The sequence below is a fragment of the Collinsella sp. HCP28S3_E9 genome (assembly GCF_052065455.1).
Taxonomy (GTDB): Bacteria; Actinomycetota; Coriobacteriia; order Coriobacteriales; family Coriobacteriaceae; genus Collinsella.
Genome location: NZ_JBQHTZ010000002.1, coordinates 198,624 through 220,055, shown reverse-complemented (window position 1 = coordinate 220,055; position 21,432 = coordinate 198,624). Strand labels below are relative to the sequence as shown.

Below are 21,432 nucleotides of genomic sequence, written 5' to 3'. Positions count from 1 at the left end.
AGATGGGCGTCTCCAGGCTCTCGAAGGACCAGGTGAGCGCAATCGCCTCGAGCCTGGACGCAGACATCGAGGATCTGTGCGGAAGGCCGCTCGACGGCTCGCCGGTGCCCTACGTCTGGCTCGACGCGACCTACGTCAAGTGCCGCCGCGAGGGGCGCGTCGCCTCCACCGCCGTGGTCACCGCCATCGGCTGCGATGCGGGCGGCTGGAGGCGCGTCCTTGGCGTCGACGTGGTTGACACCGAGTCTTACGACTCGTGGCTCGCCTTCCTGCGGGCTATCCGCTCGCGCGGGGCGGCGGGCGTGCGGCTCGTCGTCTCGGACGCCCACCCGGGGCTCGTCCGGGCGCTCGGCGAGGTCTTCCAGGGCGCCGCGCGGCAGCGCTGCGCGGTCCACCTCATGCGCGACTGCATGCGCGAGGCCGGCTCCTGGCAGCTCAGGCGCCGCGTGGGCAGGATCGTGTCGCAGGTGTTCCGCGGGCGCGACGCCGCCACCGTGACGGCCATGTACCACGCGGCGTGCGACATGCTGGCGGGGTGCTGCCCCAGGGCGGCGGCGGTGCTGGAGGAGGCCGAGCCCGACGCGCCGGCCTACCTCGACTTCCCGCCGGCCCACTGGAAGCGCCTGCGCACCAACAACGTGCAGGAGAGGACCAACCGAGAGATAAAGCGCAGGTCGCGCGTCGTGCAGGTGTTCCCCTCCACGGGCTCGCTGGTGCGGCTCGCGGGCGCGGTCATGTGCGAGCAGGACGAGATATGGCAGGAGTCCAGGTACTTCTCGGAGGCGAGGATGAACGAGCTCTACGACGACGGTCGCACCCGGGGGACCGACGGTCCCGTCGATTGGGCGCGGCTCGAGGCGGAGGCAAGGAAGATGCTCGAGTCCGGCCTCGAGCTTGCGGACAGGGTCGAGGCGGCATAGGATATCAACCGTATTCCAGATTCTGGGACGCCGGGCCGACTCGCTTCGGATCGGGCACTACACCAACTTTCTCGACACTACCGCCTTATCCCCTCCGAGTTGCGGTGAAATAAGGACTGAATAGGCCTTTTAACGGCTAAAACACTCCCTATTTCACCGCAACTCAGGGGGGGATTGCATTACTGGTAGCGCAGGCACTCCACGGGGTCGAGTTTTGCGGCCCGGCGGGCGGGGTAGAAGCCAAAGATTACGCCGATGCCGACGGAGACCGCAAAGGCCAGCAGCACCGTGGCGATCGAAAAACTCGGCGTTATGGTACCGCTGGCACCGAGTTCGCCAAGCACGCCGGAACCCGCGGCGAACATCGCTAGGCCCCAGGCCAGAAGATAGCCAATCACGACACCCAAAATGCCGCCGGTGATGCACAGCGCCGAAGACTCGGCCAAAAACTGTGCGGTGATATCGCGACGGCTGGCACCCAAGGCTCGACGAATACCGATCTCGCGGATGCGTTCGGTCACATTGGTGAGCATCATGTTCATGATGCCGATACCGCCCACGAGCAGCGAAATGCTGGCAACGGCGCCCATGATGAGCGAAAACGCGCCCATAAAGGAGTTGAGGGCGTCGATGGCGCTTTTCATTGAGGTCGCCGACACGCTGTCATATTCGTCGTCATCCGCGATGTCCTTCATGCTGCGCACCTTGGATTCAATCATCTTGCACAGCTCATCCATGTCCGTACCCTCGGCGGCGAGCGCCGTTACGCTGGGAAAAGACGGGTTCTCGTCGCCAAAGAGGCCCGAGATGGTCTCGCGCGGCATGTAGAGCGTGAGTGAGCCCATGGAGTCGCTGCCGCCGTCGATAACGCCGATAATCTGCACCTCGCCGTTCGACACCTTGATGGTCTTGCCGAGCGCGTCCTGTTCGTTGCCGTACAGCTGGTCCGCGCCGCCGCGGCTGATGAGCGCCACGCGTGCGCCAGATTGGGACTCAGCCTGGGTATAGGTGCGCCCCGCGACGAGCTTGCTGGCTCCCACTGCGTCGAGCATGTCGCTATCGACGCCCTGCGCCATGACGTTATAGCTTTTGTCACCGGCCTTGTACTCGGTATAGGCACTGTCCACGATACCGATCTGCTCGATCTGCGGCACCATCTTGCGAAGCTTCTCAACGTCCGACTCGGTGAGCTCTTGCGACGAATAAATCTGCACCATACGCGCGGCGTTGAGGCCCAGGCTGTTGACCAGGCTGTTTTGGATACCGCCGATAAGCGAGGTCATGGCAATGACGGAGGCGATGCCAATAACAATGCCCAGGATGGTGAGTAGGCTGCGTCCCTTGTTGGCCTCGAGGGAGTGAAGGGCTTCTTGGATAAGGTCGCACGTGCTCATGCCTTCACTCCTTTCGTCGGATTGGCGTGTGCGGAAATCATGGGCAGGTTATCAATGGCGCCGTGCAGGGTCTGCGGTGCGTGCGCGATGTACGCGCCGTCGTGGATTCGGCCGTCGCGAATGGTTACGGCACGGTCGGCCTCGGCGGCGATACCGGGATCATGCGTGATGAGCACAATGGTCTTGCCACGTTCCTGGAGTTTGTGGAAGGTCTCCATCACGAGCGCTCCGGTGGCGGAGTCCAGGTTTCCCGTCGGCTCGTCCGCCAGGATGATGGGCGGGTCGTTGACGAGGGCGCGCGCGATGGCAACCCTCTGCATCTGTCCGCCTGAGAGCTCGGAGATGCGGTGGTCCCAGTGGTCGACCGGCAGCGTGACGGCTTGCAGCGCATGAACGGCGCGCATCTCACGCTGAGCCCGCGGCACGTTGGTGTACGACAGCGGCAGCATGACGTTTTCGATGACCGATAGGCGCGGCAGCAGGTTAAAGCTCTGAAAGACAAAGCCGATGCTCAGGGCGCGGACTTCGGTGAGCTCGTCATCGTCGAGCTCCGCCACGTTGAGGCCCTGCAGGTAATAATCGCCTGCCGTTGGCTTGTCCAGGCAGCCCAGGATGTTCATGAGCGTTGACTTGCCCGAGCCAGAAGGGCCGGTAATGGCCACGAATTCGCCGGGATTCACTGCCAGGCTCACGTTATGCAGGATATGGGCGCAGCCGGCCTCGCTCTCAAAAATGCGATGCACGTTGCGGATGTTGATGACGGGACGCATTACAAGCCCTCGTCGGCAGACATGCTGCCAGAGTCGTCGCCGTCGGCCGTCATGCCTGCGCCGGTGTCCACGATGAGGGTGTCGCCGTCGCGCAGCTTGGTAACCGGTACGTCTGCGTTGATCTCATTGCCCTGGTCGTCGCGCTTGACCTGCGTCTTGCCGACCACGGCGTCGTTATCGTTTTGCGTCACAATGGTCACCTTCACGCGGCGCATCTCCTTGCCTTCACCGTCGGTTGCCACGTTGACGTAATAGTGCTCGCCATCCTCGGTCATGAGCGCCATGGTCGGCACCATCACCACATCGTCGAGCTGCTCGGTTACCACCGAGACCTCGGCGGTCATGCCCGGCTTGAGGCGCGCGTCGGGCGCGTCGATCAAAATATCGACGTTATAGGTCACGCTACCGCCGCCACCGTAGGTGGAGTCGGAGTTTGCCACCGAAGCGATTGTCGTGACCGTTCCCTGGCTCACGATATCGGGAAAGGCCGGATAGGTAACGTTGGCGCTCTGGCCCACTGCGATCTTGGCGATATCCTTTTCGCCCACCTGAACGGTGACCTTCATCTTGGAGAGGTCAGCGATCTGCATGCACTGCTTGCCGCCGGTCGTATCGCCTTCGCCCATAATCATGCCGCCCGTCACCGTGGCGCCGACCTTGGCGTTGAGCTCGACGATGCTGCCCGAGCTGGGCGCGGTCACAGTGCGCTCGGCGGCTTTGGCGTTGGCCTGGTCCAGGGTCGCCTGGGCCGAGGCCAGGTTACGTTGGGCGCTCGAGATGGCGCTCGTGTCGGCACTCGTGCCGGTGCTACCGCTGGCGCCACTTGCGCCTGCCGCATCTGTGTCAGTCGCCGGAGCGGCTTGGGCGGCAGCTACCGCTTTCTGCGCGTTGGCGAGGTCTTCCTGTGCCGCCGCCACCGCGCGCTGCGCCTCGGCAACGTTGCGATCGAGCTCGTCATTTTTAATGGTCATGAGCACATCGCCCTCGTTAACGGACTGGCCGGCTGATACGTTGATCGATGCCACCGTGCCGTCGACAGAAGGGGAGACCACCGAAGCCGAGATAGGCTTGAGCTGGCCTTTAGCCTCGACGGTGGTCGTAAATGTACCCTCGGTGACCATGTCGGTCACCGGCCCGTTGGTACCTGCGGGCCGTGCGTTAATGACGAAGGTTACGACAACGGCGATGAGCACAATGGCGGCCACGACGCCGGCCGCAATGCCGCGTCGGATGAGCTTTTTGCGCCGACGCTCGGCACGCTTCGCCTTGAGTTTGGCGTAGGCCTCTTCGTCAGAAATCTCGGTTGCATCGCTTGTGCTGCCGTTTTGCTGTGTGGCGCGCATGTTTGTTATGAGGGGAAGCGTTTCGGTGGCACCCTCGGGCGCTCGCTCGGTATCATTCGGTCCCGGGGTGATGGTGGGGACATTCGACATGGCGTCTCCTTTATAGAAAGTTCTTCGATAAGTATATGCGCCCGTCGCGAGAAGCGGGCGCATATGGCGGATTCTTTCGGAACTGTTAGATTGGAGCGTCAGTTCCCCGTTGTGCGAAGGCGTGTTTCCCTATGAGTGCACGACCACGCATAGGCCTACGTTGATGCAATCGTGGAGTGCCTTGGCATCGGCCAGGCGCAAGTTGATGCAACCGTGGCTGCCGCACCATTTGTACGAATTTGGGTCGTCAAAGCTCTGATCGTTTTGCCATGTTGCATCATGGAAACCAACCATGTTGCCTTCAAACGGCATCCAATATGACACGGGGCTTTCGTATTTTGGTTTTCCGGTCTTTGGGTCTTTGGCACCGATGAGCTTGCTTGCGCCGTCATTGCTATTGATCTGCCAAACGCCCTCGGGAGTGGCATCCTCTCCCGGTTTGCCCGAGATAAAGTTGGCTTCCCACACGATATTACCGTTCTCGTCATAGTAGCGCGCGTGCTGCTCGGACAGGTCGACGTCGATATACGCCTTCCAGTCGGGCTCTCCCTTTGCGGTATAGGTGTCGGCCTTCTGGGAGTACTTAATCTCGATTTCGCCGGTCTGCTTGTTGTTAATGGCGTCCTCGACCTGCTTGGCGAGTGCGTCGCTATCGACGGACCAGCCAAAGTCACCGCCCTCGACGGCACATTCTTTGCCGTCGGCACGCGTCCACCAGCGGGTGGTGCCCACGGTATTAAAGCCGTTGGCGAGCTCGGCTGCCCAGCTACCGATCTGCGACGTATCGAGTGTGGGGTTGGCCGGATCGGCAAAGCTGATCCACTGCAACACGGAGCTGCCGTCGACCTTGCCGGCATCCTCGCCGTTGAGCTTGAGGGTCACGTTGACGCCCAAGAAGTTGTTGGCGGCATCGCATGCGGCCTGAATCTGATCATTGGTCAGCGTTTCATTGAGCGGCTCATAGGCATCGTTGCCGAGCTTGGAAAGATCTACGGTCTCGGCCAGCGAGGCAAGCTCGAGCTCGGCATACTTAATGACATGCTCGCGGTTGAGTTTTTCGTTGGAGCGCGCCTTCTCGACGGTAAACTTGCCGGCTTGCTCGTCATAGGAGCTATTGGCCTCGAACGTGCCCGAACGGCCCTCGTTAAACTCGTCAATGGCGGCGCCCAGATCCTCCTCAAACTTCTTTTGGTCAAAGGTGTCAGAGAGCATGGACAGGTCGACGTCTTGTTCAAGATCGACTTCGTTGGAGGTAGCGGTTGTTTTGGTCTTGCCGCTTAAGGATTCCACAAGGCGGACCGGCCATATAAAGGCTTCGTTGCGGCTGATGATTTCTTTTGCGGCAGCTTCGCCGTCGACGATGGGTTCATCGGACTCGGGCTGATAAGTCCAGTTAAAGTCATCGCCGGTCACGGTGAGCTTATAGTGCTTCCATGCTGAGTTGACCTTAGTGGCAGCAGACGAAGCGTTGGAGAACGAGACGTCGACGCCGGCAATGGTGGTGTTGGGGTAGGCTACCTGCGAAAATGCGACAACGCCAACAATGTAAACGACAACAATGAGGCCCAGAGCAACGAAAAGGGTCATTTTGGCCCCGGATTTTTTCCCGTTGGCGTGGTTCTCTGACCCACGGGGGCCCTTGTGATGGTTTTGCGTGTGTGAAGGCGCGTGCTTAGTCGCTTTATTGCTCTGACGCTGCTGATACGCATGAGGGTTCTGGCGCTGTGAGGTGTTTCCCGAACCATGCTTTGTGCTACGCGTTGGCGTAATGGGGCGCGGCGACTGGACGCCGTCGGTAGGCCTAGAAGGCTGTTTAGGATCGGGAATCAGTTGGGTGCGGTCGTTTTGCGACATCGTATGCATATCCTTCGAATTTCGCCTTGCGGCTCATCGTGTTTTTACTGGGCTTGCATTATAGCGATTACCTAGTTGTTTGTGGTATTGAAACGGTGGCATTGGCAAGAGGTTGGACATTTGTCCCACCTCTTGTTTTGGACTGGTCTTTATCCGCACACACCGCATTTAGCGCAAGCCGAAAGTGCTGCGGGAGCTTGTGCGATGCCGCCCTTGGCCGTCTCGCGCAGCGTGGCCGGCAACGCGTGGCCCACCGAGAGCATCACGTGTGCCATCTGGTCGAAGGGCACAAGGCTTTTGATACCTGCAAGGGCGAGCTGCGCCGAGCTAAATGCGGCCGCCACGCCGATCGCGTTGCGGTTTTGGCATGGCACTTCGACAAGGCCGCCCACGGGATCGCATACAAGACCAAGCAGATTGCTCAGTGCGATAGAGCTAGCGTCGAGTGCCTGCTCGGGCGTGCCGCCCAGCATCTGGACTAGCGCGGCAGCGGCCATGGCGGCGGCGCTGCCCACCTCAGCCTGACATCCGCCTTCGGCACCGGCGACGCAGGCACTTGTGGTGAGGTTGAGACCAATCGCGGCAGAGCAGTAGAGTGCGTCCATGACCTGTTCGTCATCGAGCTGTAGATGGTCGGCGAGCGCCAACACGCAGCCGGGCACGACGCCCGCAGAGCCGGCCGTGGGGGCGGCGACGATGACGCCCATCGTGGCAGAGCGCTCAAGCACAGCCATGGCGCGGGCTACGGCTTCGGTTTGGACGGCGCCCATCAGGTTTGTGCTCAGATCGTTGCGGCGTGTTGCGTCGACGAGTTTTGCCTCGCCGCCGATAAGCCCGCCGAGCGAGCGCTGCGGTGCGGCGATGGGCGCCGTTGTCTCCTCGCGCATGACCTCGAGTACGCGGCGCATGGCGGCGACGGCGTGCTGCTCGCCGGTCAGGCGGGCTTCGCGTACGGCCATGACGGCGCCAATGTTGAGGCCCAGTTCGGCGCAGGCGTCGAGGAGCTGTTCGCCATCGTCGAAGATTTCCTTGGCGGAAACGCCGGGGGAGAGCGATGAGGCCGAGCCGGGAAGCTCAATGAAGGTGGCGTAATCGACATGGTCGAGCATGCGTAGCATGGGAACGACGATGTCATCGGGGGTGCCGTCGGTCTCAAAGACGGAATAAGCTTGGCCGCCTACCTCGGTGCGGTAGGTGCGGCAGAAGGCAATGTTTACGTGTGCGTAGGCGAGCTGGTTCGTGAGCGCGGCGAGAACGCCGGGGACGTCCTGGTGCGCCACAAACAGGGTGGAATACATGCCCGAGATATCGACGCCGACGCCGTTGATGCGGCTGATGCGCATCTTGCCGCCGCCAAGGCTCTCTCCGCGGACCTGCGCCGTGGCGCCCGTGTCATCGACCATGTCGATGTCGACGGTGTTGGGGTGGATGGAGGCGTCGTCGCCCTTAATGTCAAAGTGATAGCTGAGGCCCCGCTCGCGCGCGAGGTCAAAGGCCTGCTTGATGTTCTCGTCGTCGGTGTCGATGCCCAAGATGCCCGCGACGAGTGCGCGGTCGGTGCCATGGCCGCGGTAGGTGTGGGCAAAGGAGTTCCACAGGCCAAAGGTGACCTTGGTGATGCGGCCTTCCAGCAGGCTGGCGGCAACCTGGGCGCAACGCAGGGCGCCGGCGGTGTGCGATGAGCTGGGGCCGACCATGATGGGGCCTAAGATCTCGAATGCCGAGGTCGTAGCTAGTGTTTGCGGCTTGCCTGCCATGGCTGCTCCTTTTCTATACCGTCGTCCCGAGGGGCGGGGCATACGCTGTCCCGCCGTTCCGAGGGCTTTAGTATTTGGTCGCCTGCTCGGACAGTCCTGCTCGCACGGAGAGCACATTAAGTGCTCTCCGGCTCGTGCGGAACTCGCGATCGACCAAATACTAAAGTCCTCGGAACTTAGGATACATGGTTGGAGTCGCTCTGCTGCAAAATTTATCGGCCTGTGACCTATTCCATGTCCCAGGTCGGCTCATCTTCACCACCTTTAAATAAAAAAGAGGTACCGGTTGTTCCGGTACCTCTTTTTGGTGCGTTTTTATTTGGCTGTGGTTTTTCTCGTTAGCTTACAGGCCGCAGGCTGCTTTGAGTTCGTCGATGCGGTCCGTTTTCTCCCAGGTAAAGTCGGCGTCTTCGCGGCCAAAGTGACCGTAGGCTGCCGTCTTTTCATAGATGGGGCGACGCAGGTCCAGGTCGCGGATGATTGCGCCCGGGCGCAGGTCAAAGGTCTTCTCCACGGCCTCGACGATCTTGTCCTCGGCAACATGCGCGGTGCCAAAGGTGTCGACCATGATCGACAGCGGCTTGGACACGCCGATGGCGTAGGCCAGCTCGACCTCGCAGCGATCGGCCAGGCCGGCGGCGACTACGTTCTTGGCGACCCAGCGAGCGGCGTACGCGGCAGAGCGGTCGACCTTGGTGCAGTCCTTGCCGCTAAAGGCGCCGCCGCCGTGACGGCCGTAGCCGCCGTAGGTGTCGACGATGATCTTGCGGCCGGTCAGGCCCGTGTCGCCCATGGGGCCGCCCACGACAAAGCGGCCGGTGGGGTTCACATAGATATCGGCGCCATCCCACGGCATGTTCTCGGCATCCATGACGGGTGCGATGACATGCTCGATGAGGTCGGCCTTGATCTTGCCCATGTCCTCAACTTCGGCAGCGTGCTGCGTGGAGATGACGATGGTTGTGACCTCCACGGGCTTTCCGTCCTCGTAGCGCACGGTGACCTGGGTCTTGCCGTCGGGGCGCAGATAGGGCAGGGTGCCGTCGTGGCGCACGGCGGACAGGCGTTCCGCCAGGCGGCTTGCCAGGTAGTGCGGCATGGGCATGAGGGTCTTGGTCTCGTTGGAGGCGTAGCCAAACATCATGCCCTGGTCGCCGGCACCGATCAGGTCGATCGGGTCGGTGGTAGCGCCGGTCTGGGTCTCAAATGACTCGTCGACGCCCTGGGCGATATCGGGGGACTGCTCGTGGATGAGGCTCATGACGCCGCAGGTATCGCAGTCAAAGCCAAACTTGGCGCGGTTGTAGCCGATGCGGCGGATGACGCCACGGGCGATTTCCTGCACGTCGACGTATGCCTGGGTGCGAATCTCTCCGGCGACGATGACGGTGCCGGTGGTCACGAGGGTCTCGCAGGCGCAGCGGACGTTTTCCACGTTGGCGGGCACGCCGTTGGGCGCAATATAGCCCTGCTCCTGCAGCTCTATTTCTTTAGCGAGGATTGCGTCGAGGACGGCATCGCTGATCTGGTCGGCAATCTTATCGGGATGGCCTTCGGTCACCGACTCCGACGTAAACACAAAAGACCCCTGCTGGGGCGGGATGGAACGAAGTTCTTCTGACATGATTGTCCTTTCGAATAACGTGTCCCAGCGACCGTTACCATTCCGCTGGGCTCTGTATGCAGGGGCACATCATAGCGCGTAAATCCAACATTCACACCCTTTCCGCACCTACTCATGAGGTAGCTAATTTGGGACGGGGCTTTTTTAGCTACCCCGGCTGATTGTTTGCTGGTTTAGCCGATAGCCTGCCGGGGCAGCTAAAAAAGCCCCGTCCCAAATTAGCTACCCGGCTTCGATGACTGGGTCGGTGCCCTTTGTGCGGAGGTGGGCATTGTTGCTTTATACTGGTGCGGTTAGACATCCATCCTGCAATCGAGGAGATTTCCATGGCATCAGACGTTCGCGTCCGCTTTGCACCCTCACCGACGGGCAAGCTGCATATCGGCGGCGCCCGCACCGCTATCTATAACTGGGCTTTTGCCCGCGCAAACGGCGGCACGTTCATCCTGCGCATCGACGACACCGATCCCACCCGCTCTACCGACGAGAACACGCAGATCATTCTGCGCGCTATGCGTTGGCTGGGCCTGGACTGGGACGAGGGCCCCGAGGTTGGCGGCGACTTTGGCCCCTATGCCCAGACCGAGCGCCTGGACCTGTACAAGCAGGCCGCCCAGAAGCTTTGGGACGAGGGCAAGGCCTATCCCTGCTTCTGCACCAAGGAGCAGCTCGAGGCCGACCGTAAGGCCGCTCAGGAGCGTAAAGACCCCTTCCAGGGCTATCAGCGCCGCTGTCGCGATCTCGATCCCGAGGAGGCACGCCACCGCATCGAGGCCGGCGAGCCCTACGTCCTTCGCATCAAGGTGCCCGAGGACCGCGGCGATGTCGTCATCCACGACGCCGTCCACGGCGAGGTGACCTTCGACGCCAAGGAGCTCGACGACTTCGTCATCTTCCGCTCCGATGGCACGCCCACCTATAACTTCGCGACCGTCGTCGACGACGCCATGATGAAGATCACCCATGTCATCCGCGGCGACGACCATCTGTCCAACACCCCGCGCCAGGTCATGGTTTACGAGGCCCTCGGCGCGCCCGTTCCCACGTTCGCCCACATCTCCATGATCTTGGGTGCCGACGGCAAGAAGCTCTCTAAACGCCACGGCGCCACCTCGGTGGAGGAGTACCGCGACGCCGGCTACCTGTCCGACGCGTTCGTTAACTACCTGGCGCTGCTCGGCTGGTCGCTCGACGGCGAGACCACGATCATCCCGCGCGATGTCCTGGCCAGCAAGTTCTCGCTCGACCGCATCTCCAAGAACCCCGCGACCTTCGACCCCAAAAAGCTCGACTGGGTCAATGCCGAGTACATCAACAACATGTCCGACGCCCAGTTTGCCGACGAGGTCATGATCCCCGAGCTGCACGAGGCCGGCATGATCGAGGGTAACATCGAGTACGGCGAGGACTGGATCGACGCGCTTGCCGCCATCGTCAAGCCGCGCACCAAGATGCCGGTCGACGCCGTGACCGTCGCCGCCCCCATCTTTGCCACGGCCGAGACGCTCGAGTATGACGAGAAGTCTGTCAACAAGGGTTTGGCCAAGGAAGGCATGGGCGCCATTCTGGATGCCGCCAAGGCCGCGCTCGAGGGCGTGGATGAGTGGACGGCTGCCAACATCGACGCCGCGCTTGAGCCGCTGCCCGAGCAGATGGACCTCAAGAAGCGCGTGGTGTTCCAAGCTGTGCGCGTCGCCGTCTGCGGTAACATGGTGAGCCCCCCGCTGGGCGAGACCATGGCGCTCGTCGGCCGCGACGACTGCTTGGCGCGCATCGACCGCGCCCGCACGATGGCGCTGTAGCAGCTGCGTAAACGCATGTTTCTGAGCCCCGTTCACCCGAGCGGGGCTCTTGTTTCTAAAGACGTATGGGATGGGAGGTACAGAGACCATGGCCGAGCAACTGTCGCTGTTTGGTTCGCCGGAACCGGATGAAGCTCCGAGGTCCGCGGTCCCTGCCGCCGCCCCGGCGCAGCCCGAGCTCGCACCCGAACCCGTCTCCGCCTACGCGAGCGTGGTCCTCGACATCCCGACCCGTGCGCTCTCCGAGCCCTTCGACTACGGCATCCCGCAGTCCTTTGCCAACGATGCCCAGATCGGGTCCACGGTCCTGGTCCACTTTGGCAACCGTGCGGCCGCGGGCTATATCGTCGATATCGCGCCCGGGCTGGGCGACCTGCAAGGCAACGACACTCTCGACCCCTTGCGCATCAAGCCCATCGAGGCCATCCTCAGCAAGCCGCTCTTTACCGCCGAGGCTGCACGCATTGCGCGCTGGATGAGCCACGAGTACGTCGCGACGCTTTCCGAGTGCCTGCGTCTGTTCTTGCCTCCGGGAGGCAGCCCGCGTGTCGTGAAAGGCGATGACGGCGTGTGGGCCGTTGAGCGCCCCGCCGTAAAACCCATCCAAAACCGTTGGGTCATGCTCACGCCCGAGGGATTCGACTACACGCCGCCCAAGGCAGCGGTCCGTCAGCGTCAGCTCATCGACGCGCTCCAATGCGGCCCGGTCACGACGCGCGACCTCAACCTGCTCTACAACAGCATGTCGGCGACTATTAAAGCGCTCGAAAAACGCGGCGTCGTGGTGGTGGAGGAGCGCCGCGCCTGGCGTGGGTGTAGCGAGCAGACCACGTTGTCCTCGGCAAGCGGCAAGGCGCCGGTCTCTCTCACCAACGGCCAGCAGCAGGCGCTCGCCCAGATTGAACGCGCCCGCCTTGATGCCCATGGCGACGTGGTCCTTGTCGATGGCGTCACCGGTTCCGGTAAAACCGAGGTTTACCTCTCGGCGATTGAGCGCGTGCTGGCGGCCGGCCGTTCGGCCTGCGTGCTCGTGCCCGAGATCTCGCTGACGGCCCAGACCGTCGGCCGCTTCCGCTCGCGCTTTGGCGAGACGGTCGCGGTCTTCCACTCGCGTCTTTCGGCCGGCGAGCGTCTGGACCAGTGGGATATGGTTGCCAGCGGTGCCGCGCGCGTGGTCGTGGGCGCCCGCTCAGCGCTCTTTTGCCCGCTCAGCGATCTTGGCCTCATCATCATCGACGAGGAGCACGAGACCAGCTACAAGCAGGGCTCCAGCCCGCGCTACCATGCGCGCGAGGTGGCTGCCGAGATGGCGCGCCGCTATCGGTGCCCGCTCGTGTTGGGCTCCGCCACGCCATCGGCCGAGGCCCTCGACCGCTGTCGCCGCGGTATGTACAACGGTGCCACCTGGACGCGCGTCGAGATGCCCGAGCGCCCGGGACACGCCGTGCTGCCCACGGTCCGCATTGCCGACCTACGCCGCGAGTTCGCGCACGGCAGCCGCTCCATGTTCTCTAAACCGCTGATGGAGGGCTTGGAACGCGTGGTCGAGCGCCGCGAGAAGGCCGTACTGCTGCACAACCGCCGCGGTTTTGCGCCGTTTTTGATGTGCCGTGAGTGCGGCTGCGTCCCCACCTGCAACCACTGTTCTACCGCGCTCACGTACCACGAGCGCACGCACACGCTGCAGTGCCACACCTGCGGATCGTCCTGGCGCGTGCAGCCCTATCCGGCGCCCACGAGTCGTTGTCCCAAGTGCGGCAGCCGCTACCTGGCAAAAATGGGCCTGGGTACGCAGCAGATCGAGGACGCCCTACACCAGATACTGCCCGAGGATGTCGCCATCATTCGCATGGACGCCGATTCCACACGCGGCAAGGATGCGCACAAAAAACTACTCGAGCAGTTCGATGCCGCCGATTGTGCGGTACTGCTGGGTACCCAGATGATTGCCAAGGGCCTCGATTTTCCCGAGGTCACGCTCGTGGGCGTGGTCAATGCCGACTTTGCGTTAAAGCTGCCCGATTTTAGGGCGGGGGAGCGCGCCTACGATTTGCTGGAACAGGTCGCCGGTCGAGCCGGTCGCGGCGATCGTCCCGGCGAGGTTATCATCCAGACGTATCTGCCCGAGGACCCGGTCATTCGCGCCGTCGCCGAGCACGACCGCTCGATCTTTACCGACTACGACCTGGACCAGCGCCGCGACGCCCTGTATCCGCCGTTCGTGCGTCTTGTCAACATTTTGGTGTGGTCGGCGAATCGTGATAATGCGCAGGACTACATTGGGCGCATAGCAAAGCTTCTCAAGCGCCGCTGGCATGCCGCCGCGCCTGACTTTTTGCGGGCCGGAAGTGTCGTGCCGCAGGTGCTGGGCCCCGCTTCGTGTGTAATCGAGAGAGCCAAAGACCGTTACCGCTTCCATCTGCTTGTAAAGTCGCCGGTAGGGTACCATGTCTCTGATGATATCGACGCCTGCCTCAAAGAGGTGGGCTCCGTGCGCGGCGTGAGCGTGAGCGTTGACGTCGACGCCTATGATTTGATGTAACAACCCGAAAGGATGGCCATGGAAGCCAACGGAATCGTATTGTCGCCTGACCCTCGTTTGCGCCAGGAGTGCGCCGTCATCGATGAGATCACCCCGGCGATTGAGGCGCTTGCCGAGAAGATGAAGAAGATGATGTTCGACAACGGCGGTTGCGGCCTGGCTGCCCCGCAGATCGGCGAGCTCATCCAGCTCGTCACCATCGACTGCGACTACACCGACAAGAACGACTATGACCCGTACGTGCTCATCAACCCTGTCATTGTTGAGCAGAGTGACCATCTGGTGCCGTTTAGCGAGGGCTGCCTTTCCATCCCTGGCATTAGCTGCGAGATCGAGCGTCCCGACCATGTCGTTGTCGAGGCATACGATCTGGATGCCAACCTGATTCGCTATGAGGCCTCGGGCGACCTATTCTGCGTGTGCCTGCAGCACGAGATCGATCACCTGCACGGCAACACCATGTTCGAGCGACTCAAGCCGATGCAGCGCATCAAGGCCGTCAAGGAGTACCAGGACGCCCTGGCCCGCGGCGCTCGACCGGGCGAGACGGAGTAGGTCCCACCGTCCCCTTCCGCCGCAGGGCTTAGGTTTTGCTCCATGCTCAAACAGTCCTGCTCGCACGAAGAGCACATTAAGTGCTCTTCGGCTCGTGCGGAACTGCGCGTGGAGCAACAACCTAAGCCCTGCGGCGGAAGGGGACTGCGTTTTCGTGCTCCTTTTCGCTCGGGTGCCGTCGGGCCAGGGAGGGGCGTCTTCGCTGATAATTGCTTTGTCGGAAGAGCTGCTTTTATTGCGGCTCTTTCTTTGGTTTTGGGTATATTTGTTCTTGTTGAATTGTTATTGCGGATGGGCTGGCGACTTGGCTTTCCGCTGTTATTTGTAGCCGTCTCGGTTTTGTTTGAGGGGAGACGTTCTTTATGCGTATTGTGTTTATGGGTACGCCCGATTTCGCGGTGCCGTCACTTACTTCGCTTGTTGAGGCTGGGAATGAAATTACGCTGGTAATTACGCGTCCCGATGCTGTTCGCGGGCGTGGTAAAAAGCTGGAGCCGTCTCCTGTTAAGGCCAAGGCGCTTGAGCTTGGTCTGCCCGTTGTTGAGGCAAATCGTATGACGCCGGATGTTATTGATCGGCTTAAGGCTGCTGATGCCGATATTTTCTGTGTGGCTGCCTATGGCTGCATTTTGCCCGATGAGGTGCTGCATATGGCGCCGCTCGGTATTGTGAATGTTCATGCTTCGCTGCTGCCCCGTTGGCGTGGCGCTGCTCCCATTCAGCGTGCCATTCTTGCTGGTGACGAGGTTGCCGGCGTTTCCATTATGCGCATTGGGCATGGCGTGGATACGGGCGCTTATTGCGCGCAGGTGTCGACCTCGGTTGCCGGTAAACATGCCGAGGCGCTCACGATGGAGCTTGGTGAGCTGGGCGGCAGGCTGCTGGCCGATACGCTTCCCTCGCTTGCCGATGGCTCGGCTGTTTGGACTGAGCAGGATGAATCACTCGTCACGCATGCTGCCAAGATTTCCAAGCAGGAGATGCGTCTGGATCCGCAGATGGGGGCACTTGATTGCGTGCGTCATGTGCTTGCCTCTTCCGACACCGCTCCCGCTCGCTGCGTGATTGCCGGCAAGACCGTGCGCGTGCTCGATGCCGCGCCGGCAGATGTATCGCTTGGCGAGGGGCTCGTCGCTGTTCAGGCCAAGCGCGTCTACCTGGGCCTGTCCGATGGCGCGGTCGAACTGCTCGAGGTTAAGCCCGATGGTAAGCGTGCTATGGCTGCTTCTGCCTGGGCTGCCGGCCTGCAGGGTGCGGATCTTTCGTGGGGTGTTTTGTCATGAGTAAGCTTTCCCCCGCGCGCAAGCTCGCGCTTGATGTTTTGATGGAGGCCGATCGCCGCGGCATGTACGCGCGCGACGTGCTCTCGTCCCGCGCCTCGGCCAAGGCCATCGACCAGCGCGATTCTGCTTTCGCTGCTCGTTTGGCACTGGGCGTTGCAGCCACCCAGGGCATTTTGGATGAGCTGCTCGACCAGTTTCTCGATAAGCCCAAAAAGGTTGCGCCTCGTGTGCGCATGGCACTTCGCATCTCGGCCTTCGAGATGCTCTACCTGCATACCCCGGGTCGCGTTGCGGTGAGTCAGGGCGTTGAGCTCGTGCGCAGCGGTGCTAAGTCTGCCGCCGGTCTGGCGAACGCCGTGCTGCATAAGGTTGCGAACAACGTCGAGGACTTTGCCACTGCGGCGGATGCCGATGAGTCCGAGCGTCGTTTGGTTCGCCTATCTCGCCTGATGGGCATGCCGCGCTGGCTGTGCGCTCGCATTATGGCGTCGTTCGATACACCCGAGGGCGCGCTCGGCTTTGCCGGCAATCTGGCGCCCGCGCCGCTGGCTTTGCACGAGAATGCCTTTGCAGCCAAACCCGATCCGTACATTTCGCAGCTTGTGGCACCCGTGTTCCCGGGTTGCCATGCGCCGGTCGACGCGCAGGCCACGGTTGCGTCGGGTGTGTTTGAGCGCGCAGCCGCCGTGGCCTCGGACCTTAACGCCCAGCTCATCGCTACCGCGGCGACGCGTCCCGGGCGTTGTCTAGAGATTGGCGCCGGTCGTGGCACCAAGACCTATGTGATGATGTGCCAGGCCAAACGTGCCGGTTACGACCGTCAGCACACCGCACTCGATTTGCACGACCGCAAGTGCGACCAGAATCTCGCACGTCTGCATAAGGCGGGTATTACGGGTGTTCGTACGGTGTCGGGCGATGCCTGCGAGCTCAATGAGGTGCTCACGTCCTTTGACGCGATGCTTGGCGAGCCTGCCCTGTTCGACACGGTGTTTATCGATGCTCCGTGCTCGGGCACCGGCACCATGCGCCGTCATCCCGAGATACCGTGGCGCCTTGCCGAGGGCGACATTACGACTGAGTTGCCCCGCCTGCAGCTGACGATGCTCAAGGAAGCAGCCGCGCGCGTGGCTGCCGGCGGTGAGCTTATCTATGCCACCTGCTCGGTCTTCGACGAGGAGAACACGCAGGTCGTTGATGCCTTCCTAGCCTCTCCCGAGGGCGCCGGCTTTAGCGTGGCACCGCTTTCCGAAGCCCAGATTCTGCAGCTCCCCGAGTACGACCATGCCAAGAGCCTCGTCACCCTGCGCCAAAACGCTCGAGGCCTCTTCCAAAGTGTGCCCGTTAATGCGGACTCCTACGACGGCCACTTCTGCGCCAGACTGGTCCGCAAGTAAAACGGATTCCAAGGGTAGCTAATTTGGGACGGGGCTTTTTTAGCTGCCCTGGCCGTCAGTCGGCCAAACATTTGCGCCATCAGCTGGGGCAGCTAAAAAAGCCCCGTCCCAAATTAGCTAAAGAGTGGGAAAAATAGCCCCTTTTCATACTTGCTGCTATCAAAAGTAGAGCGGATTACGGGGCAAGATTGGTGATGCCTGACCACAGCAAAAATGGCCTAAATAAAACCGCAGGTAGATGGTTTGTTGAAATTTGCAAATTACCGGAATGGATAGAGGTTGCCAATTCGGCCCCGTAATCCGGCAGGGTTTTGAAATGTTACAAACTTAGCATCAGCCCGAAATCCGATCTAAAGAAAAGTTGCGGTGAAATGGATCCTGTTTGGCCGTTGAAAGGGCTGATTCAGGAACTATTTCACCGCAACTCATCAGGAAGCCTGGGTGTCGGGACCGCTTGTCGCTAGTGGTTATGTGGGCAGTCGGCGCAGCAACCGCTTGTGGCGCTGGTGCTGGACCCGCCACTGCGCTGGTCGGTGTTGTAGAAACCGCTGCCGTCGAACTTAATGCCGCTGGCCGAGAACGTCTTGGATGCCGGGGCGCCGCAGCTGGGGCATACAACCTCGGGAGTCTCGGACATGGGGTGCTCAACCTCAAAAACGTTGCCGCAGCTCGTGCACTTATATTCGTAGCGCGCCATAATACTTCCTTTTCAGCACAAAGCGGGCAGATCGCTCTGCCCGCAAAAATTCAAACGTTTGTAACTGTACCCTATATCGGGGGTTTTATCACGCTTCGCCCCAGAATCTATGGGTGCTGCGCAGGAGCTTCGCAGTTTTCTCTTCGGCCTCCGCAACGTCTGCCTCTTGTGCCTGCCACGTCCAGTTGCCTGTGGCTACTCCCGGCACGTTCATACGTGCGTCGTCCCCCAGCCCCAGCACATCCTGCAGCGGCATCATCACCAGGGGGGCGTCGCTTGCGAGCGCGTCGCCCATCAGCTTGGCCGCCACCTCAGCACCGCTCGTCTCGTCGCCGCCTGCAAAGGAGCGCGTGCACCAGCCAGCGAGCGTCGAAGTGTCGTGCGTCGAGGTGTACAGGATTTTGCCCGGCGTGGGATGAATTCCACAGCGAACGTCGTAGTCGCTAAACTCCAGTACGTCCATGCCGGGAAAACCGCAGGTCGAAGCCATAGCTCGAACGCCAGGCGTCAGATAGCCCAGATCTTCGGCAATAAAATTGAGCGGACCCAGCTCGTCGTAGGCGGTCTGGAACAGGTCCTTGCCCGGACCAGCAAGCCAGCGGCCGTCGGCACAGGCTTTGCCAGCGGGAATGCTAAAGTAGTTGTGGAAGCCCAGGAAGTGGTCCAGGCGCACGCGGTCGTAGAGCGCGAACGCTCGGCGCAGGCGATCGAGCCACCAGCGATAGCCGCTCTCCTTCATGTGATCCCAGCGGAAGGTGGGGTTGCCCCACACCTGACCTTCGGGCGCAAAGTTGTCGGGCGGCGCACCGGAGATCTCGATTGCCTTGCCGGTATCGGACAGCCAGAAGTTCTCGGGCTCGCTCCACGCATCTGCCGAATCGTCCGATACATACATCGGGATATCGCCGATGACCTCGATGCCCTTCTTGTGCGCATAGTTCATGAGCTCGCACCAAGCCAGGTCAAAGCGGTACTGCATGTAGGCCTGAAGCTCGGCCTCGTCGTGGAAGCGCTTGTCGTCGATCAGATGCTCGTTGTAGCGCGCGACATCTGCCGGCCAATTGTGGCGCGACTCGCCCTCAAAGTATTTCTTAACGGCCATGTAGACGCAGTACTTCTCGAGCCAATCGGCATTGCGATGTTTAAACGCGGTGTACAGCGGGTCGGCATCTTCGCCACCGTGGGCCTTCCAAGAAGCGAAGTCGGCGGCCAGCTCCTCGTGACTCTCGGGCAGCAGGTCGATGTTACCCGCAAAAGCCGAGGGTCCGGCATAGGGGGAGCGGAAGAAATCCGTCGGGTTGACGGGCAGGACCTGCCAGTAGCGCATGCCCATGGCGGCCAGGTGGTCGATAAAGCGGCGCGTGGGTGCGCCGATCGTACCCGGCTTGCCATCGTCAGTCGGCACCGAGGTGATGTGGCACACGACGCCCGCACCATGATCGAGCGGCTCCTGCAGGCGCCTCTCGGCATGGTGATAGATGATCGAAGAGCCCAGCGGGTACAGGTCGAGCGTAACCGTGCCGTTGTGGATCTCGCACTCGTGGCCGCTGATCACGTCGCTCGCGCATTCACCGAGCGCCGGAATCGTCACGCGGTGCGAATTGCGCAGGCTGCGATTGATGATAACGGTCGCAGCCTCGCCGTCTTTGCCCGTGCGGGTGTAGGCTAGGACGTCGTCGTTAAGCGCGAAGGCCTTGATCTCGCCGTCAACCATAAACGGCAACGCGCGGCGCAGGGCGGATGCGTTCTTCACGATGGCCAACGTATCGAAATCGTGGAGCTGGTCCTTAGTCGGCAGGGTACGGCGGTTGCCCGGATCGGTGAGGCCCTCCAGGCCGTACTCATCGCCATAATAGATCGAGGGCACGCCGGGGAAGGTCATCTGCATGAGCGTCGCCAACCAAAAGCGCCTCTTGGCCAGGTCCATGGAGTTCTCGTCCAAGCGCCATTTGCTACGCTCGCTCTCGGGTAGCTGCGACTCGTCGGGACCACCGCCGAGCACCGAGATAATGCGCGGACGGTCGTGGCTCGAAAGCAGATTGAGTGCGCAGGCAAGTGCCTCGCGCGGGTAGTTCTCGCGCAGTGTCTCGATGTCCTCGGCAGCCTGATAGGCGTCCTTGTAGCCCATCAAATAGCCGATGACCATGTCGCGGAAGGGGTAGTCCATGGCGGAATCGAGTTCGGAGCCCTGCAGATAACGGCGCAGATGGCCATAGCTGATCTTGTTGGAGGCGTCCTCCCAGACTTCGCCGAGCAGCAGCGCATCGGGCTTCTCTTCGAGCACGGCGGCCTTGATATCGGCCAGGAAGTCATCGGAAAGCTCGTCGGCCACATCGAGTCGCCAGCCGTGGGCACCGGCGCGCAGCCACTTGCGAATGACGCCGTCCTTGCCCAGAAGCTTTTTACGCACGAGCTCGGAATTCTCGTTGAGGGCGGGCATGTTGCTCACGCCCCACCAGCAGTCATACGAACCGTCCTCGTGGAAGGTAAACGCATCGCGCCACGGGGAGTCCTCGCTCTGCCACGCGCCGACGCCGGGATAGTTGCCGTAGCGGTTAAAGTAGATCGAGTCGTCGCCCGTATGGTTGAAGACGCCGTCCAGGATGATGGAAATGCCGAGCTTCTCGGCCGCCTCGCACAGCTCCGTAAAGTCCTGCTCGGTTCCCAGAATCGGGTCGATCTTGGTGTAATCGGCCGTGTCGTAGCGGTGGTTGCTCGCGGCCTCAAAGATCGGGTTGAGGTAGATGGCCGTAAAGCCCAGCTCGGCGATGCGGGGCAGGTCATTTTGGATACCCTTGAGCGAGCCCCCGTAAAAATCCCAAGTCTTGATGGAGCCGTCCTCGGCACGCTCGTACACAGGCGGCTCGTTCCAGTCCTCGACCATGCGACGCTGGATTCCCTTACGCGGTTTTTCGACCTCGGCCAGCGTGCGTTCGCGCCAGTTTTCGTCGCGGGCGTAGCGGTCGGGGAAAATCTGGTAGACCATGCCGTGCTCGTACCAGGTGGGACGGTTTTCGCGGTGCTTGTAGACGGTAATCTGGAAGGACGGAACCTCGGCGTAGTCGTATACAACGCCCTCGCCGCCGGTGCGACCCTGCGGCGCACCCAAGCGGACCTCGGACTGGCCTTCGATATTGCATATAAAGCTGTACCATACAAGACAGGGCTCGTCGCAGTTGAGCTCACCGGTAAAGATGCCATCGCCCTTGTGCTCCATGGGGATCAAGGTCTCTCCGATGCCGTCGACCCAGGTGCGCAGGGTGAGCGTTGCCTGGTTGGGGTCGGCATCCTCCAAAATCACCGAAAGCGAAACGGAAGTTCCAGTGGTCACAGCGCCAAAAGGAGTGCGAAACTGCGTCAGGCGGCTGTTGTGTATCAATCTCATAGTACGGTCCAGTTCTATA

14 protein-coding genes are annotated in these 21,432 nt (G+C 61.5%); 6 read left to right on the top strand and 8 right to left on the bottom strand.

The genetic code is table 11. From position 1 onward, the window contains the following. A partial coding sequence (locus ACTNA2_RS02085) for an IS256 family transposase (protein ID WP_441048463.1) occupies window positions 1-920 on the top strand: 920 nt, incomplete at its 5' end. Window positions 921-1,099: 179 nt separating this feature from the next. On the opposite strand, the gene ACTNA2_RS02080 is transcribed toward ACTNA2_RS02085, so the two are convergent. The 6 genes from ACTNA2_RS02080 to metK form a co-directional block, all read right to left on the bottom strand. Further along, window positions 1,100-2,314: an ABC transporter permease gene (locus tag ACTNA2_RS02080; RefSeq protein WP_441048462.1), complete on the bottom strand. Its 1,215-nt coding sequence runs from the start codon at window positions 2,312-2,314 to the stop codon at window positions 1,100-1,102. Beyond that, window positions 2,311-3,084, bottom strand: coding sequence for an ABC transporter ATP-binding protein (locus ACTNA2_RS02075; protein WP_427717357.1), 774 nt, complete (start codon window positions 3,082-3,084; stop codon window positions 2,311-2,313). Before ACTNA2_RS02075 ends, ACTNA2_RS02080 begins: the two co-directional genes overlap by 4 nt. Further along, a complete protein-coding gene (locus tag ACTNA2_RS02070) occupies window positions 3,084-4,517 on the bottom strand; it encodes an efflux RND transporter periplasmic adaptor subunit (RefSeq protein WP_441048461.1) in 1,434 nt (477 codons plus the stop codon). Before ACTNA2_RS02070 ends, ACTNA2_RS02075 begins: the two co-directional genes overlap by 1 nt. A 129-nt stretch (window positions 4,518-4,646) precedes the next feature. Next, a complete protein-coding gene (locus tag ACTNA2_RS02065; RefSeq protein ID WP_441048460.1) occupies window positions 4,647-6,104 on the bottom strand; it encodes a L,D-transpeptidase in 1,458 nt (485 codons plus the stop codon). Between the two features lie 416 nt (window positions 6,105-6,520). Next, window positions 6,521-8,128, bottom strand: a complete 1,608-nt coding sequence (sdaAA, locus tag ACTNA2_RS02060; RefSeq protein WP_441048459.1) for an L-serine ammonia-lyase, iron-sulfur-dependent, subunit alpha — start codon at window positions 8,126-8,128, stop codon at window positions 6,521-6,523. A gap of 343 nt (window positions 8,129-8,471) precedes the next feature. Then, window positions 8,472-9,752, bottom strand: coding sequence for a methionine adenosyltransferase (gene metK, locus ACTNA2_RS02055; protein WP_427747377.1), 1,281 nt, complete (start codon window positions 9,750-9,752; stop codon window positions 8,472-8,474). Window positions 9,753-10,078: 326 nt separating this feature from the next. On the opposite strand from metK, the gene gltX reads away from it, so the two are divergent. The 5 genes from gltX (at window position 10,079) to ACTNA2_RS02030 (ending at window position 17,331) form a co-directional block, all read left to right on the top strand. After that, complete coding sequence (gene gltX / locus ACTNA2_RS02050) at window positions 10,079-11,554, top strand: glutamate--tRNA ligase (RefSeq protein ID WP_441048458.1); 1,476 nt, start codon at window positions 10,079-10,081, stop codon at window positions 11,552-11,554. An 88-nt stretch (window positions 11,555-11,642) separates the two neighbouring features. Beyond that, the gene (gene priA / locus ACTNA2_RS02045) at window positions 11,643-14,096 is read left to right on the top strand and encodes a replication restart helicase PriA (protein ID WP_441048457.1); all 2,454 of its coding nucleotides are present in this window, start codon (window positions 11,643-11,645) and stop codon (window positions 14,094-14,096) included. Between the two features lie 18 nt (window positions 14,097-14,114). Further along, on the top strand, window positions 14,115-14,651 hold the full coding sequence (def, locus tag ACTNA2_RS02040; RefSeq protein ID WP_441048456.1) for a peptide deformylase: 537 nt from the start codon (window positions 14,115-14,117) through the stop codon (window positions 14,649-14,651). 362 nt (window positions 14,652-15,013) lie between these two features. Further along, window positions 15,014-15,934, top strand: coding sequence for a methionyl-tRNA formyltransferase (fmt, locus tag ACTNA2_RS02035; protein ID WP_441048455.1), 921 nt, complete (start codon window positions 15,014-15,016; stop codon window positions 15,932-15,934). Then, complete coding sequence (locus ACTNA2_RS02030; RefSeq protein WP_441048454.1) at window positions 15,931-17,331, top strand: RsmB/NOP family class I SAM-dependent RNA methyltransferase; 1,401 nt, start codon at window positions 15,931-15,933, stop codon at window positions 17,329-17,331. Before fmt ends, ACTNA2_RS02030 begins: the two co-directional genes overlap by 4 nt. 460 nt (window positions 17,332-17,791) lie before the next feature. Here ACTNA2_RS02030 and ACTNA2_RS02025 read toward each other — a convergent pair whose 3' ends face one another. After that, the gene (locus tag ACTNA2_RS02025; protein WP_154518065.1) at window positions 17,792-18,028 is read right to left on the bottom strand and encodes an FmdB family zinc ribbon protein; all 237 of its coding nucleotides are present in this window, start codon (window positions 18,026-18,028) and stop codon (window positions 17,792-17,794) included. Window positions 18,029-18,116: 88 nt separating this feature from the next. Then, the gene (locus ACTNA2_RS02020; protein ID WP_441048453.1) at window positions 18,117-21,413 is read right to left on the bottom strand and encodes a 4-alpha-glucanotransferase; all 3,297 of its coding nucleotides are present in this window, start codon (window positions 21,411-21,413) and stop codon (window positions 18,117-18,119) included. Window positions 21,414-21,432 lie beyond the last annotated feature (19 nt).